The organism is Streptococcus sanguinis SK49 (assembly GCF_000212815.1).
Lineage (GTDB): Bacteria > Bacillota > Bacilli > Lactobacillales > Streptococcaceae > Streptococcus > Streptococcus sanguinis_C.
In genome coordinates this window covers 1,385,353-1,400,288 of sequence record NZ_GL890985.1, presented here as the reverse complement: position 1 = coordinate 1,400,288, position 14,936 = coordinate 1,385,353, and the positions used below count along the sequence as shown (strand labels likewise).

The following is a 14,936-nucleotide window of genomic DNA, read 5'->3' as shown; positions in this document are numbered from 1 at the left end:
ATTTCTTATTAGAGACGGCACGATAAAGCATTTATTTAATAATTCATGATGATGCTCATCAATTTTAGCATACAAACTCTGATAATATTCTAAAATTTTAATTTTTAGACTAATAAATATTTGAAATCGCTTGCAGTTCCTATTTTTTTATGTTATTCTATATAAAATAGATGCAATCATGTTTCTAAATCTAAAAAGACAAGGAGAAATTATGGAAAAAGAATCATTTAAACTTCCAGGCTTTTCATTGTACAAATTGAAAGTTGGATTAGCATCAGCAACTCTTCTATTTGCCTTTTCACAAGCTTCGCATGTTTTTGCAGACCAGGTTGGTACACCACCTTCATCAAGCGGTATAGCAAAAACTGAAGCAGTAAGCTCTCCGATTGAAGCTGCTGGTGCTGAAATTGCTGCTGATACGACGAAACCTGTTGTTGAAGAATCTACAGCGAAACCAGGAGATTTGATCGATGTCTCAAAAAATGTATCACCTGTTGATGTCAAAGAAAGTCAAGAAGGCAATCAAACAGTCCGTGTAGAAACGGCGACTGTTGATGTTACAAAGACAGAAGTGGCTCCGTCAAAGTTTGATAAGGCGCCAGAGCCAATAACTAGACGTACTGAAAATACTTTATCTGGCACAGATGAAAATGGGAATCCCTATACGCAGTATGAGCGAGTAGATAAGACTACAACTATTACCTACACCTCAACGCCACCAACTGTGACAAAAGTTGGTTCAGCTGATATTGTATTTGTTGTCGACCGTTCAGGATCCATGGGTGGCACAATTGATATTGTTCGTGCAAATATTAATGAATTTGTGCGAAATATTACTAAAGAGGGGATTACAGCACGTTTTGGCTTGGCAACATTTAGTGATGAAGTCTACGGCCGTAATTCTGGCAGCAAAGATGAAGACACGGTTCTAACACGGTTTGGGTCATCTTATTTTACAACTGATCCGGCTGAGCTCGAAAAAGCGTTAGCTGCGATTCGTATAGCGAGTGGAGGAGATACTCCAGAAACACCAACTCCTGCCCTGAACCAGATTATTTCGACCTATGATTGGTCTAAGTCATCTAAAAATAAGAAATTCGTCGTTTTATTAACAGATGCTGAAATGAAAGAAGACCCTTCAATTCCAACGGTTGCTGATACACTTGCGGCTTTGAAAGCTGCTGGTATAGAAAGAACCGTAGCAACGGTAAAAGCGATTGAGGGAATTTACAAAAATTTTGCAACAGAAGGCAGAGTGCTTGATATCGAAAATAACCTAGCTGATGCTCTAACAAAAGGAACCACTTCATGGATTGTTGAAAGTGTCAATGAAGCTCGTTACTATAAAATCATAAAAGATAGTTATCAATTCTATCTTGAGCGTCGTACTACAATGCCTACATCTACCGTCTATCATGTTCAAGCACCAACACTTTTGGCCAAATCTGAACAGTCTCTTCCTAAAACAGGAAGTAGCGAAAAGGCAGTCTATAGTGTTGTGGGGCTTGGTTTGCTTCTGACTGGATTGGGGCTAGGTATTAGTGTAAGAAAATCAGAAGAACAATAACCATCTGCTAAAAAATGAATTTCCCATTAGAGGGGTTTTGAATAAAACAAACACCAGAAACGAAGACACACGTTCTCATTTCTGGTGTTTTTCATTATGGAGTAACTTCTTCGTCTTTTATATTGACAACGCCGTGCCAATTTGCATAATAGGTCTTTCCGTTGTAGTTGACAATAGCTTCCCTATAAAGATCACCATACTCACCAAAGTAATAGTAGTACTTGCCAATCTTAAAAAGACCGTTTTTATAAGCTATTCCATCTTTTCCGAAGTAAAAAGTGTATTCACTATAACTAATAAATTGATTTTTAACCATTTCTCCGTTAGAATCAAAGAAGTATAGTTTGCCATCAATAGTGTAAGTATTGATGACCCGTCGTCCTTTTTCGTCGAAATAATACGTCTTCCCGGTTGGGCTGGTATAGAAGGAATTTTTTAAATTCGTCGGAATTTGTTCAGCTGGGTCATCTTGAACTTTGTATGTATTACCATAGCGGTCCGCCCTGTAGTATTTACCCTCGTGAAGAACGATTCTATTTTCAATTCTTTCACCAGACTCATCATAAAAAGCGCCAGGGAACTCACGCTTAGGTGCTTCCGGAACCTTGATAGGTTCAGAATCATCAAAGATAGTAGGGTCGTCCTCAATGTCGGGTACACTAGGATCGTAAATACCAACTTCACGTCTAGAAGCCCAGTCTGGGATTGACTTGTTCTCCGCTTGAACTGTTCCGGTGGAAATCAAAGCAGCTGCCAAAGTCGCAGCAGAAGCGAGTGAAAGCCCCAGCCAGTAGCGTTGGTTGAACATTGTTTTGGTGTTCTTTTCTTGTCTCATAGCAAATCCTTTCTATGCAACTGTTAGTATAAGATTAACGAATCTCATTTTTAACAGTTAGGTTATGTTATTTCTATAAAATTATACCTCTGTAACATTTCTATAATATTGTAATACTATTTCATTTTTATAGAGATTATATTACTAATTGGTGATAAAAACAAACAAGGATTAGATAATATGTAAACGTTTACAAACATAATTTTTTGTGCTATTATTATAGGGATGAAAGGAGAATGCCTATGATGAAAAGGTATAAATTGCTATTGGTACTTGCCTTGTCATTACTAGTTATTTGGCCATTGGGAGCCATAAAAGCAGATACGGCTAATCAGCCGCCGGAACCTGCTAACCAGTATGAACAAGCAAGTGTTGCAGTCGTAACAGATTCTTCTGATAGTAGTGCAGGGGCTAGGGGGACGCCAAGTCAGGATGGTCAGATTGCTGCAAAAGCTCTGCCGGTCTCTGATGCTTCGGCAGTTGCAGCTACTGAAACGGCTGCTTCAAGCCAAGCTGCCAATGCAGAAAATTCGGTGGATAATCCTGCCAAACCAGCGACAGCTCAGTCTGCAGAAGTTTCCGCAGCTGCCAATCTGGCGCAGGGTCAGGCAGCGAGTGATGCCCCTTCGGCTTCTAAGAGAGTGCAGGAGCTTGTGGCGGATATGACTCTTCGTCAGAAGATTACCCAGATGCTGATGCCGGACTTCAGAAAATGGCAGCAAGAGGGCCAAGCTTCCCAGACCGATATGACGCAGCTTAATAAAGAAGTGGCAGAAGCGGTTGATAAATACGACTTTGGTGGTGTCATTCTCTTTGCTGAGAATGTGAAAGGAACTGCTCAAACCTTAGCCTTGACGCAGGCTCTGCAGCAAGCAGCTATTAGTAACCAAGCTAATAATGGCAAGCTGCCGCTCTTGCTCGCGATTGACCAAGAAGGTGGTATCGTTTATCGTTTGGGCAGTGGGACTGCTCTTCCTGGTAACATGGCAGTTGGTGCGACGCGTGATCCAGAATTGGCTAATCAAGCAGGTCAAATTATTGGACGGGAGCTATCGGCTCTAGGTTTGAATGTCAACTTTGCTCCTGTTTTTGATACAAATAACAATCCGCAGAATCCCGTTATTGGTTTACGGTCCTTCTCTTCAGACCCTAAGGTTGTTGCTCGCTTGGGAACGGCTATGATGGAGGGGATTCAGAAATATAATGTCGCAGTAGCGGCTAAGCATTTTCCTGGTCATGGTGATACGGCGGTGGATTCTCACACTGGTCTGCCTCTGGTAGATAAGTCCTATGCAGAATTAGAAGCTCTGGAGTTGCTGCCTTTCAAGGCTGCCATTGACAAAAACGCTGATATGCTGATGACCGCCCATATTCAGTATCCTCAGATCGAAAAAGACACGGTTATATCTAAGCAAACTGGGGAAACCATCTATATCCCTGCCACCTTGTCTGATGACATTATTACCGGCATTGTTCGCAAAAAGTTTGGTTACAAGGGTGTAGTAGTATCTGATGCTATGGGAATGGATGCGATTGCCAAAAACTTCGGAGAATCTGAAGCAGCTATCATGGCAATCAAATCAGGTGTAGATGTGGTGCTGATGCCAACCGTCTTACGCAGCAAGAGTGATTTAGCTAAGATTGATAAGATTATCAATGATATTGAGCTGGCGGTTCAGAGAGGTGATATTCCAGTCAGCAGATTGGATGAGTCTGTTACCCGCATCTTGAATTTAAAAGAAAAACGGGGTATTTTAGACTTTGACCCATCTGAGCGTACTCAAGCTAAGGCTGAAGCAACTGTTGGCTCAGAGTTAAACAGAGATACTGAACGTAAAATCGCTGCTAGTGCGGTGACGGTAGTTAAAAACGATGATACTATTTTGCCTTTTAAGGTCAAATCTGGCGACAGGATTTTGCTGTTAGCGGCTTATGACGATGAAGTGCCTGGGCTAGAGCTGGGTGTCAAGCGTCTGATAGCGGACGGAGTGATTCCAGCAAGTGTCACATACGAAGCTTTGAACTACAGCAAAACAACCAAGTTAGAAGATTTGAAAGAAAAGATTGACCAAGCTACTCACCTTGTCTTAATCTCTGAAATTGGCCGTCAATCTCAACTGGCTAGTGATTTTTGGCTGACAAGAGTACCGACAGAAGTCGTGGACTATGCAAATGCAACTGGAAAACAAGCAGCTGTCATGAGCATTTCCAAACCTTATGATGTAGCGAATTATCCTAATGCCAAGGCTATTGTAGCAGTTTATGGAAACAAGGGCATGGATCCAACAGAGTCTCTGAAGCCTGACAACGCCTTCGGTCCTAATATCCCAGCAGGTGTGGAAGTCATTTTCAATGGTCAAAATCATGTTGGGAGGTTACCGGTAAATGTGCCGAGTATCAAGGATGGTATCATGTCTGAGACAGAGGTAGCCTATCCGATTGGGCATGGTCTCTTTTATACCGATCCAGTTAAGGATATCAAAGTGAATGTCCCTGCATCTGCTCAGCTAGATCAGCCTTTTACAGCTACCGTTACCCTGAGTGGACTAAACGGTCTAGAGAAAAATGACTACCGTCTTGCTCTTAAGGTGGATAGTCAGCATTTCAGCATCCTGCCCGGTCCTGACTATACCATCTCTGGTGATACTGTTTTGATTTCTAAAAAAGCCAATGATACTAATCCGGTTGAGATTAACTTGGAAGGCTTAGTGGAAGGTCAGTTCAGCCCGGTGCTTTCTCTAACCTTGATTGACAGTCAAGACAGAGAATTCAGTATGGGAGAAGGTTACTACAAGGAACTTGTTCAGATTACTGAAGCTAGGCAGAGCATGGTTCCAGGTCAACAAAATCCTCCTCAGCTGAGTTTACGTTCTGTTGAACCTGTAAGTTCTCGTCGGCAGCTAAGTCAGCAGGCTACACAGGTAAGCCAGCTTCCTAAAACAGGAGACGGCAGCAGTTTGTTCTTAGTCTTGCTGGGTGCCTTGTTCTTGTTTGGGGCTGTCTATCTGTATGACTTGTCCTCTCGCAGACTATAAGCAATAAAAGAACGAGCAAGCAGTGTTGAAGAGCTTACAGTTTTACTTATTCTTGATAAAATAACAAAAAGGAAGAATCCAAAGCAAGTTTGCAGTAAAAACGGATTCTTCTTTTTTTATTTGGAAATTAGTAGGAATGCGGTAGCTGAGAGCTTTATGTGTTTCCTAAAAGCATACTGACTTGAATATTTTACTCATCTGTCATCGGTTTACTATTTACTTTTTATACGCTTTTTGGTATAATAGGTCATGTTATAAAATGTAACATCAAAGGAGGTTCTATCCATGAAAGCATCAAAGTGGTTGATTGCGACTGGAGTTGCACTGAGCGCCGGGCTATTGCTAACAGCTTGTAGCCAGTCTTCATCTAGCACAAATAATTATACTTACGTTTATAGTTCAGACCCTGACAGCTTGAACTATCTTGCTACAAACCGTGCAACGACAGGTGATGTCATTTCCAACCTGGTTGATGGACTTTTTGAAAATGACAAGTACGGGAATCTAGTTCCCTCAATCGCGAAGTCATGGACAGTTTCTAAGGACGGTCTGACCTATACTTATAAGCTGCGCGATGATGCTAAATGGTACACATCCGATGGTGAAGAATATGCAGAAGTAAAAGCTCAGGACTTTGTGACTGGCTTGAAGTATGCAGCAGATGAAAATTCTGAAGCTATTTATCTCGTTCAGGACTCTGTGAAGGGCCTGGATGCTTATATCAAGGGTGAAGATAAGAATTTTGACAATGTTGGTGTCAAAGCTATTGATGACCATACCCTGCAATACACTTTGGCCCGCCCTGAGCCTTACTGGAACTCTAAAACAACCAGCACAATTCTCTTCCCAGTCAATGAAGAGTTTCTGAAAGCAGAAGGAAGCAACTTTGGCTCTGTCAAGCCATCTAGCATCCTCTATAATGGTCCTTACTTGCTCAAGTCTCTGACTTCCAAGTCTGTGATGGAATTTGTCAAAAACCAAAACTATTATGATAAAGACAATGTCACTCTGGGTAGCATCAAGCTGACCTACTATGATGGAAATGATCAGGAAGCACTGATTCGTAACTTCAGCGATGGCGTTTACAGCACAGCTCGTCTCTATCCGAATAGCTCAGGCTTTGCTTCAGTCAAGAAGAAATATGCGGACAATATCGTATACAGCCCGCAAGATTCTACTTCTTATTACTATAATTTCAACTACAACCGTCAGTCTTACAATCATACTTCTAAAACAACAGACGCTCAAAAATCTGCTACCAACGAAGCAATCATGAACAAGGATTTCCGTCAGGCTATTAACTTTGCCTTTGACCGTACATCTTATGGTGCGCAAGGAAATGGTGAAGACGGAGCGACTAAGGTCTTGAGAAATACCTTAGTACCACCTACTTTTGTCCAAATTGGCGACAAGGATTTTGGAACCGTTGTTGGAGAAAAATTAGTCAACTATGGCAGCCAATGGCAAGGAATTGACCTCTCTGACGCTCAAGATCCTTACTACAATCCTGAAAAGGCTAAGGCGAAATTTGCAGAAGCGAAGCAAGCTTTGCAGGCTAAGGGAGTAGAATTCCCAATTCACTTAGATATGCCTGTGGATCAGTCTAGCACTATTGGAGTTCAATGGGCTAGCTCAACCAAGCAGTCTATCGAATCGGCTCTTGGAGCAGAAAATGTCGTCATTGACCTGCAAAAGATGAGCACAGACGACCTTAATAATATCACCTATTTTGCTAACTCTGCTGCTCAGAAAGACTATGATATGTCTACTGGTGGCTGGACTGGTGACTACCAAGACCCATCTACCTACCTTGATACTCTCAATATCAAGAACGGCGGAAGCTTGCAAAACTTTGGTTTTGAGCCAGGTCAGGATAATGATAAGATTAAAGAGCTGGGCTTGGATACATATACTAAGATGCTGGAAGAAGCCAATGCTGAAACCAACGATGTGCAGCTGCGTTACGAAAAGTATGCAGAAGCGGAAGCTTGGTTGCTAGATAGCGGTTTGATTATTCCGACTGTATCACAAGGTGCAACACCGTCGGTTACTAAATCAGTGCCATTTACAAAGGCCTACTCACCAGTTGGTGTCAAAGGTTCAGGCTACAACTTCAAGCTGACTCAGCTTCAGAAGGATGTAGTAACGACCAAAGAATACGAAGCGGCTAAGAAAAAATGGAAAGAAGAAGCTACTGCGGCAAATAAAAAAGCCCAGGAAGAACTTGCTGACCACGTTGAAAAATAAAAAACGATTCACTTAGCGATATTGGGGCTGGATTTTTCCAGCCCCTTTTTGAATGGCTTGATAGGGCTATTCGTGGTAAAATAGAAAGAAATACTGCAAGGAAGTGAGACGGATGCAAATAAGGATTTATAGTGAATTACCTGAGAAAGAAAAGCAGGAATTGTTTGAATTAGTTCAAGAGTGTAATAAGGTGGACGGAGGATATAGACTGCCCTACCTGGATAATAATTATAATGCAGATCCTGAAATGCCAGCCTTCTTCTTGGCTGAGATGGATGGCCAGACCATCGGCTCTTTATCAGTCTACGCGGATGAACCTGGCCAAGCTGAGGTTTCTCTCTATGTTCTGCCGATGTATCGCCGTCAGGGTGTGGCTAATCTGCTTCTGGCTGCTTTTGCAAAAGTAGCTGATCAGTATGATTTGACCGAGATTGAGTATGTAGCGGAGCTGGTCTTTTTGAACGCTCAACCTGATTTTGCTAGAAGATTTGATTACCAAGCAGATGAAGCTGAAATCTGGCTGGCACAGCCTGCTCAAACTTTTCCTCTGGAAGAAAGAGAAGGGATAGAAGTCATGCAGGGAAGTTTGGACTTGGCAGAAGAGATTGCAGCCTTTCAGTCCCAAGTCTTTGAGACACCGCTAGATGTTGCTTTGAAATATGCCAGAGAAGCCGTTAGCAGTGGCTCCAGTCTGCTTTACATCTTGAAGAAAGACGGTAGAGTTGTGGCTTCAGTATCGGTTGATACGGATTTTGGGACCAATTATTTCTTTGGCTTGGCGGTTGATCAAGCCTTTCAGGGGCAAGGGTTAGGAAGCTATCTCTTGCTTGCAAGTATGCGGGATTTAAATGATCGCAATGGACAGGAGTTTCAGATTGTCGTAGAAAAGCAGAATACTCGAGCTTTGAAACTTTATAAAAAGTTAGGCTTCAAAGAGATGACAGAGGTTGTCTATCTGACAGAGAAGTGAAGATGAATTGGCTCATTTTAGATGGATATATCTTGGGTGAAATGGAGTACATAGCAGAGTGTGAGTTTTGCAGACTAGATTGCACCACAGTTTTTTGACCATAGTGAAGAGGCTGAGATCTCTTGATCTCAGCCTCGCTTCTCATCTTTTTTATGGCTCAATCAGAGTTACAACTCCCTTTTCATCTGCTTTGTATTTTTTGCCTTTCAGATTGAAAGTTTGATTCTTAAGCAGGGCACCGGAGTTTCCGAAGCAGTAGCTTTTCCCATCGATTTCCTTTAATTGACTAGTCACCAAAGCGGGATATGGACTGCTATTGCTATCAAAGTAATAGGTATTATCGTTGGTTGTCAGCCAGCCACTAGCTAAGCTTCCGTCCTCCTTGAGATAGACTTGAATTTTTTCTCCATTACCTTTTACATAGGAGACCAAAAGATTGGCTTGGGCTTCGCCTTCTTTGTCGTCCAGATAGTAGTAGCGGCCGTCAATAAATTTTAGTTCATTTTTAATTTGGCGACCTCTTTCATTAAAGTAAATTTTTCTACCATTAATGGTCTGCCAGCCAGTGACTGGTTTGCCGTCGTCTCCCAAGTAATAGTAGTAGCCTTTTGGACTCAAATAAAATTGATTTTTAGCATTGGGTGGCATTTCTTCGTCAAAATCCTTGTCTGTTTTAGTAGCGACGCCATCTGCATCAATGATATAGTCGGATCCGCGATAGTAGACGATGCGATTGGTCACTTTCTCTCCAGTCCACTCATCGAAATAATAGAGTTTGCCATCAATTTTCCAAAGTTCGCCTTTGATTTGTCCGCCTTTTTGATGATAATAATCGTACTTCAGATCTGGATTAGGTCCTTTTGCGAAATACAAAAGCTTTCCATCCACTTCTTTCCATCCTATGACAGCTCGGCCCTTCTCATCAAAATAGTACCAGCCGTTGAAATAAGGGGAATAAGTGTAGTTGTTGCCTATTCCGATATAACGAAATTCATTTTTGACCACCTCTCCAGTGTAGGCATCATAATAGCGGAAACTGTCGCCGTCGTCGATGAGTTTACCTTTTATTTGTTCTCCGCTACGGTAGAATTCTAATTGCTTACCGTTGATAGTCTGCTCACCGGTTAGTGCAGCACCGTCTGGACCGAAATAATACCAAGCTATATAACTGCCGTAGTTGTTGCGGGATTTGATACCAGCAAAGCGGTCTTTGACCATCTCTCCAGTATCAGGCGCAAAGAAATATTTTTTTCCGTTGATTTCAACCAACTGATCTTTTGCCTGAAATCCGGAAGCGCTAAAATAGTACTTCTTCCCGTTTATAATCTGCAAGCCCTTTGCCAATTCGGCGTTAGCAGTGATATAGAACCACTGACCGCTTTGATTAGTATAAAAACGGTTGGTTTGGAGTGGATTTGTGTTAATTTCACCAGTATTAGGATCTGTGTAGAGCAGTTTCTGCTTTAAATCAAAACCGAGTCCTTTGAGCTGTAGCCCATTATCGTTGAAGTAATATTTTTTTCCGTCAATGGTTTGATATCCGTTGACGAATTGGCCGAGTTCATTGAGGTAGTACCAATCATTTGAAGGTGCATATTGGAAAAATCTGTTGGTAATAAGATAGCCTGTATCTTTTTCGAAGGCGTATTTTTTGCCATCTATGCGATATGATCCTCTGACTAAGACACCGTAGTCATCAAAGTAGACCTTGTGTCCATCGAAAGTTTGCCAATGTTTCAAGGCTTTTCCGTCTGGACCGAAATAGTATCGATTTCTAGGGTAAAATTCTTCTTCCCACCATTGATTGGTAATAGGATGGCCATCTTGGCCGAAATAGTAAGTAGCTCCTTCGTAACCAGTTCGAGCTAGCTGGTTTTTGTAAATACCGCTATAACGATCTTGGTAGTATTTTTTTCCGTCTACTTCAAATAAGCCCTGCGGATTTTCTCCTTTTTCGTCGTAGTAAAACGTGTGGCCCTGTTTATCTGTTACAAACTGATTTTTAGGAGGGTCAATGGCAGGATCGTTTTGTTCTTTCTTTTCGACCTCCTTGTTTTGTCTTGCTTGCTCAGTTTTTGGCTGAGTGATTTCAGTATCTGACTGGTTGTTTGCTTCCTTTTCTGCAGTCGCTTCTCCTTTCTTCACCTGTTCTTTCTCAGTATTCTTTGTTTCCACTGGATTTTCCTGTTTTCCTTGAGAAGGATTGGACTCCTCTTGGTGGCTATTATTGTCAGTTTCGAACGGGTCTTGGGATATAGTTTCATCCTGATGTTCTGGCTCAGCTAGATGATTTTCTGGGGTATCCAGAAGGTTATCAGTGTTTTCAGAAATCTGCGGACTGATATTTTGTCTAACTTGAGCTTGCTGTGGAGAGCTAGGTGAAGTCATCTCCTCTGCCTCTGTTTGACAAAAAGTCAGTAAACCAGCTCCTAAAGTAGCAGAAGTGACTGCAACTGTAATCCATTGCTTTTTAACTTTTCGGAGTTTGAAATGCGTTCTTTTTTTCATGATAATTCCTTTCTAAAGTGAGAACGGAAGAGTTTTGCATCTTGCCGCTTGAGGGGCATGAGAGTTGGTGAGCTTGGTAAATTACTCTTAAATAATATAGCACATTTTTATTACCATAATGTTATGGTTGTTTTTCATGCTAATATAAAATTAGAGTTATTAGACGCATCTATTTCTAACAATAAATAGAAAAACGAAGATGAATGTTTTCTGCCTGAACCTTTTGTTCTGCCTTGGTTTATGGTATAATGAGACGATATGTAAAGAAGGAAAATGTTATGAATATTCAACAATTGCGTTATGTGGTCGCCATTGCTAACAGTGGAACCTTTCGAGAAGCCGCGGAAAAAATGTATGTCAGCCAGCCTAGTCTGTCTATCTCTGTCCGTGATCTGGAAAAAGAACTGGGCTTCAAGATTTTTCGTCGGACCAGCAGCGGGACTTTTCTGACTCGCCGAGGAATGGAGTTTTATGAGAAGGCTCAAGACTTGGTCAAGGGCTTTGATGTCTTTCAAAATCAATATGCCAATCCCGAGGAGGAGCGTGATGAGTTTTCTATTGCCAGCCAGCACTATGATTTTCTGCCGCCTCTGATTACACAATTTTCTCAGACCTATCCAGAGTATAAAAACTTCCGGATTTTTGAGTCAACAACTGTGCAGATTCTGGACGAAGTAGCGCAAGGCCATAGTGAAATCGGCATTATCTACCTCAATAATCAGAATACTAAAGGGATTATGCAGCGGGTGGAAAAGCTAGGCTTGGAAGTAATTGAGCTGATTCCTTTTCAGACCCACATTTACCTGCGGGAAGATCATCCTCTGACTCAGAAGAAGGAGTTGGTCATGGAAGATTTGGCTGCTTTGCCGACTGTTCGCTTCTCCCAAGAAAAGGACGAGTATCTCTATTATTCAGAGAATTTTGTCGATACCAGTGCCAGCTCACAGATGTTTAATGTGACGGACCGGGCGACTTTGAATGGGATTTTGGAGCGTACTGATGCTTATGCGACTGGATCTGGCTTTTTGGACAGTAATAGTGTAAATGGTATTACTGTCATCAAGCTTCGCGACAACTTGGACAACCATATGGTCTATGTCAAGCGTGAAGATGTAGAGCTGACTCAGGTCGGAGAAGACTTTGTATCAGTTATGAAAGAGTATTTTGCACAGAAAAAATAAAGTATGAAAAGAAAAGTTATTATTCCTTTTGCAGTCTTGGTTCTTATTGTTTTGGACCAGCTTGTTAAGTTATATATTGTCAGCGATTTTAAGCTGGGGCAGGTCAAGAGTTTCATTCCGCATCTGGTGAGTCTGACCTATCTTCAGAATACCGGCGCAGCCTTCTCCATGCTGGAAAATCAGCAATGGCTCTTTACTTTAGTGACATTTCTGGTTATTGGCGGAGCAGTTTACTACCTCGTCAAGCACCTCCACGCCTCAAAGTGGATGTTGGCTGGGCTGACCTTGGTGATTGCTGGTGGTTTGGGAAACTTTATTGACCGGATACGTCAAGGTTTTGTCGTGGACATGTTTCAGTTAGATTTTATTAATTTTGCTATTTTCAATGTGGCTGATATGTATCTGACCTTTGGTGTAGCTATTTTACTGCTGATGATTTTGAAGGAAGAAAAAGATGGAAGTAAGAATTGAGGTCTCAGTAGTTGGTCAGCGATTGGACAAGGCGGTGGCAGAGCTGACATTCCTATCGCGGAGTTTGGCTAATGAGCAGATCAAGGACGGCCGGATTTTGGTCAATGGACAAGTCAAAAAAGCCAAATATGTGGTCAAAGAAGGCGATGTCATCTCCTATGAGCTGCCTGAGCCGGAAGTGGTTGAGTATGTTCCTGAGGATATTCCATTAGAAATCGTCTATCAAGATGAGGACGTGGCAGTTGTCAATAAACCTCAGGGAATGGTGGTCCATCCTTCTGCAGGTCATACAAGCGGTACGCTAGTCAACGCTCTTATGTACCACATCAAAGACTTGTCCGGCATCAACGGAGTCCTCCGGCCGGGGATTGTCCATCGGATTGACAAGGACACTTCAGGGCTTCTCATGATTGCTAAGAATGACCAAGCCCATGTGGCTCTGGCTGATGAGCTCAAGAATAAGAAATCCCTACGCAAGTATTGGGCTATTGTTCATGGAAATCTACCTAACGACCGTGGAGTGATTGAAGCACCGATTGGCCGCAGTGAAAAAGACCGCAAGAAGCAGGCTGTGACGGCTAAAGGTAAGCCAGCTCTGACGCGTTTCCAAGTCTTGGAACGTTTTGGTGACTTTAGCTTGGTTGAGCTTCAACTGGAAACAGGTCGAACTCATCAAATCCGTGTTCATATGGCCTACATTGGGCACCCTGTGGCTGGAGATGAGGTCTATGGACCACGTAAGACGTTGAAAGGACATGGCCAGTTTCTGCACGCGCGAACGCTGGGCTTTACCCATCCTCGAACTGGTGAAGTGCTGGAGTTTACAGCTGAAGTGCCAGCTATTTTCCAAGAAACTTTGAAAAAGCTGCGACAAGAATAGCAAGTTCATTCATTATTAAAATATAAATTTTCCTCTGACCGCTTCAATCACGGTCATTTTTATTTTCCGTAAATCGTGGTATAATAAGACAATCTAGCAGTGAAGGAAAAGGAAATGAAAGCAAAGCGAATCGTATTTAAAGTGGGGACTTCGTCATTAACCAATGCAGATGGCAGTCTGTCACGCGCCAAGGTAAAGGAAATTACTCGGCAGTTGGCTTTTTTGCATGAGGTGGGACATGAGTTAATCTTGGTCTCATCAGGAGCTATTGCGGCAGGTTTTTCTTCTCTAGGGTTTAAAAAACGACCGACCAAGGTGGCAGACAAACAGGCTTCAGCTGCTGTTGGACAGGGTTTGCTCTTGGAGGAATACACAACCAATCTTCTTTTGAAGCAAATTATTTCTGCTCAGATTCTTTTGACCCAGGATGATTTTGCAGATAAGCGGCGTTACAAAAATGCCCATCAGGCCTTGTCTGTCTTGCTGAATCGCGGCGCTATTCCTATCATCAATGAAAATGACTCAGTGGCTATCGAGGAGCTCAAGGTCGGCGATAATGATACACTGAGTGCTCAGGTAGCGGCTATGGTTCAGGCGGACCTCCTGGTGCTCTTGACAGATGTCGATGGACTCTACACGGCCAATCCCTCTATCAATCCAGATGCTCGTCGACTGGAAAAGATTGAGAAGATTAGCTCTGAGCTGATTGATATGGCGGGCGGTGCAGGAACGAGCAACGGGACTGGTGGTATGCTGACAAAGATTAAGGCTGCAACGCTGGCAACCATGTCTGGTGTTCCGGTCTATATCTGCTCTTCACTCAAGTCTGATGCTCTGCTTGAAGCAGCGGAAGAAACCAAGGATGGCAGTCTCTTTTTAGCCCAGGAAAAAGGTCTAAAGACGCAGAAGCAATGGCTGGCTTTCTATGCTAAAAGTCAAGGGGAAATCTATGTAGACCAAGGAGCAGCCGACGCTCTCAAAAATAAGGGAAAAAGTTTGTTGGTTTCTGGTCTTGTATCTGTATCGGGTAGCTTTGCCTATCAAGATACGGTGACAGTTTACGAGGAAGGCAGTGGAGCTATCCTTGGTAAAGGGCGCGTGCGTTTTGGCAAGTCAGCTCTTAAAGATATGCTCAAGTCCAATAAACCTAAGGGTGTTGTCATTCATCGGGATGACTGGATTTCTATGACACCGGAGGTGAATGATTTATTTGCAGAATTTTAGAAGACGAGGAAAGGAGAA

General features: G+C 42.5%; 10 protein-coding genes. 8 read left to right on the top strand and 2 right to left on the bottom strand.

The genetic code is table 11. From position 1 onward, the window contains the following. The first annotated feature begins 211 nt into the window (after window positions 1–211). Window positions 212–1,567, top strand: coding sequence for a vWA domain-containing protein (locus HMPREF9380_RS04200; RefSeq protein ID WP_032907419.1), 1,356 nt, complete (start codon window positions 212–214; stop codon window positions 1,565–1,567). A 94-nt stretch (window positions 1,568–1,661) separates the two neighbouring features. Here HMPREF9380_RS04200 and HMPREF9380_RS04205 read toward each other — a convergent pair whose 3' ends face one another. After that, the gene (locus HMPREF9380_RS04205) at window positions 1,662–2,402 is read right to left on the bottom strand and encodes a hypothetical protein (protein ID WP_002933903.1); all 741 of its coding nucleotides are present in this window, start codon (window positions 2,400–2,402) and stop codon (window positions 1,662–1,664) included. Window positions 2,403–2,638: 236 nt separating this feature from the next. Between HMPREF9380_RS04205 and HMPREF9380_RS04210 the strand changes: the two genes are divergently transcribed. From HMPREF9380_RS04210 to HMPREF9380_RS04220, 3 genes are all read left to right on the top strand, one after another. Then, window positions 2,639–5,437: a glycoside hydrolase family 3 N-terminal domain-containing protein gene (locus HMPREF9380_RS04210; RefSeq protein ID WP_002933901.1), complete on the top strand. Its 2,799-nt coding sequence runs from the start codon at window positions 2,639–2,641 to the stop codon at window positions 5,435–5,437. Between the two features lie 285 nt (window positions 5,438–5,722). Next, window positions 5,723–7,684 (top strand): peptide ABC transporter substrate-binding protein, encoded by a 1,962-nt coding sequence (locus HMPREF9380_RS04215; protein ID WP_002933899.1) that lies wholly within the window; start codon window positions 5,723–5,725, stop codon window positions 7,682–7,684. A 112-nt stretch (window positions 7,685–7,796) separates the two neighbouring features. Beyond that, a complete protein-coding gene (locus HMPREF9380_RS04220) occupies window positions 7,797–8,654 on the top strand; it encodes a GNAT family N-acetyltransferase (RefSeq protein ID WP_002933897.1) in 858 nt (285 codons plus the stop codon). Between the two features lie 150 nt (window positions 8,655–8,804). Here HMPREF9380_RS04220 and HMPREF9380_RS04225 read toward each other — a convergent pair whose 3' ends face one another. Beyond that, window positions 8,805–11,162, bottom strand: coding sequence for a KxYKxGKxW signal peptide domain-containing protein (locus HMPREF9380_RS04225; RefSeq protein WP_002933894.1), 2,358 nt, complete (start codon window positions 11,160–11,162; stop codon window positions 8,805–8,807). 278 nt (window positions 11,163–11,440) lie between these two features. On the opposite strand from HMPREF9380_RS04225, the gene HMPREF9380_RS04230 reads away from it, so the two are divergent. The 4 genes from HMPREF9380_RS04230 to proB all read left to right on the top strand — a co-directional run bounded on the left by HMPREF9380_RS04230 (window position 11,441) and on the right by proB (window position 14,918). Further along, entirely contained in the window at window positions 11,441–12,343 is a 903-nt protein-coding gene (locus tag HMPREF9380_RS04230) for a LysR family transcriptional regulator (protein WP_032907417.1), read from the top strand. Window positions 12,344–12,346: 3 nt separating this feature from the next. Continuing rightward, the gene (gene lspA, locus HMPREF9380_RS04235) at window positions 12,347–12,814 is read left to right on the top strand and encodes a signal peptidase II (RefSeq protein ID WP_002904412.1); all 468 of its coding nucleotides are present in this window, start codon (window positions 12,347–12,349) and stop codon (window positions 12,812–12,814) included. Continuing rightward, window positions 12,798–13,694, top strand: coding sequence for an RluA family pseudouridine synthase (locus HMPREF9380_RS04240; RefSeq protein ID WP_002933889.1), 897 nt, complete (start codon window positions 12,798–12,800; stop codon window positions 13,692–13,694). The genes lspA and HMPREF9380_RS04240 overlap by 17 nt, the downstream gene beginning before the upstream one ends. Before the next feature lie 114 nt (window positions 13,695–13,808). Beyond that, window positions 13,809–14,918, top strand: a complete 1,110-nt coding sequence (proB, locus tag HMPREF9380_RS04245; RefSeq protein WP_032907415.1) for a glutamate 5-kinase — start codon at window positions 13,809–13,811, stop codon at window positions 14,916–14,918. Window positions 14,919–14,936 lie beyond the last annotated feature (18 nt).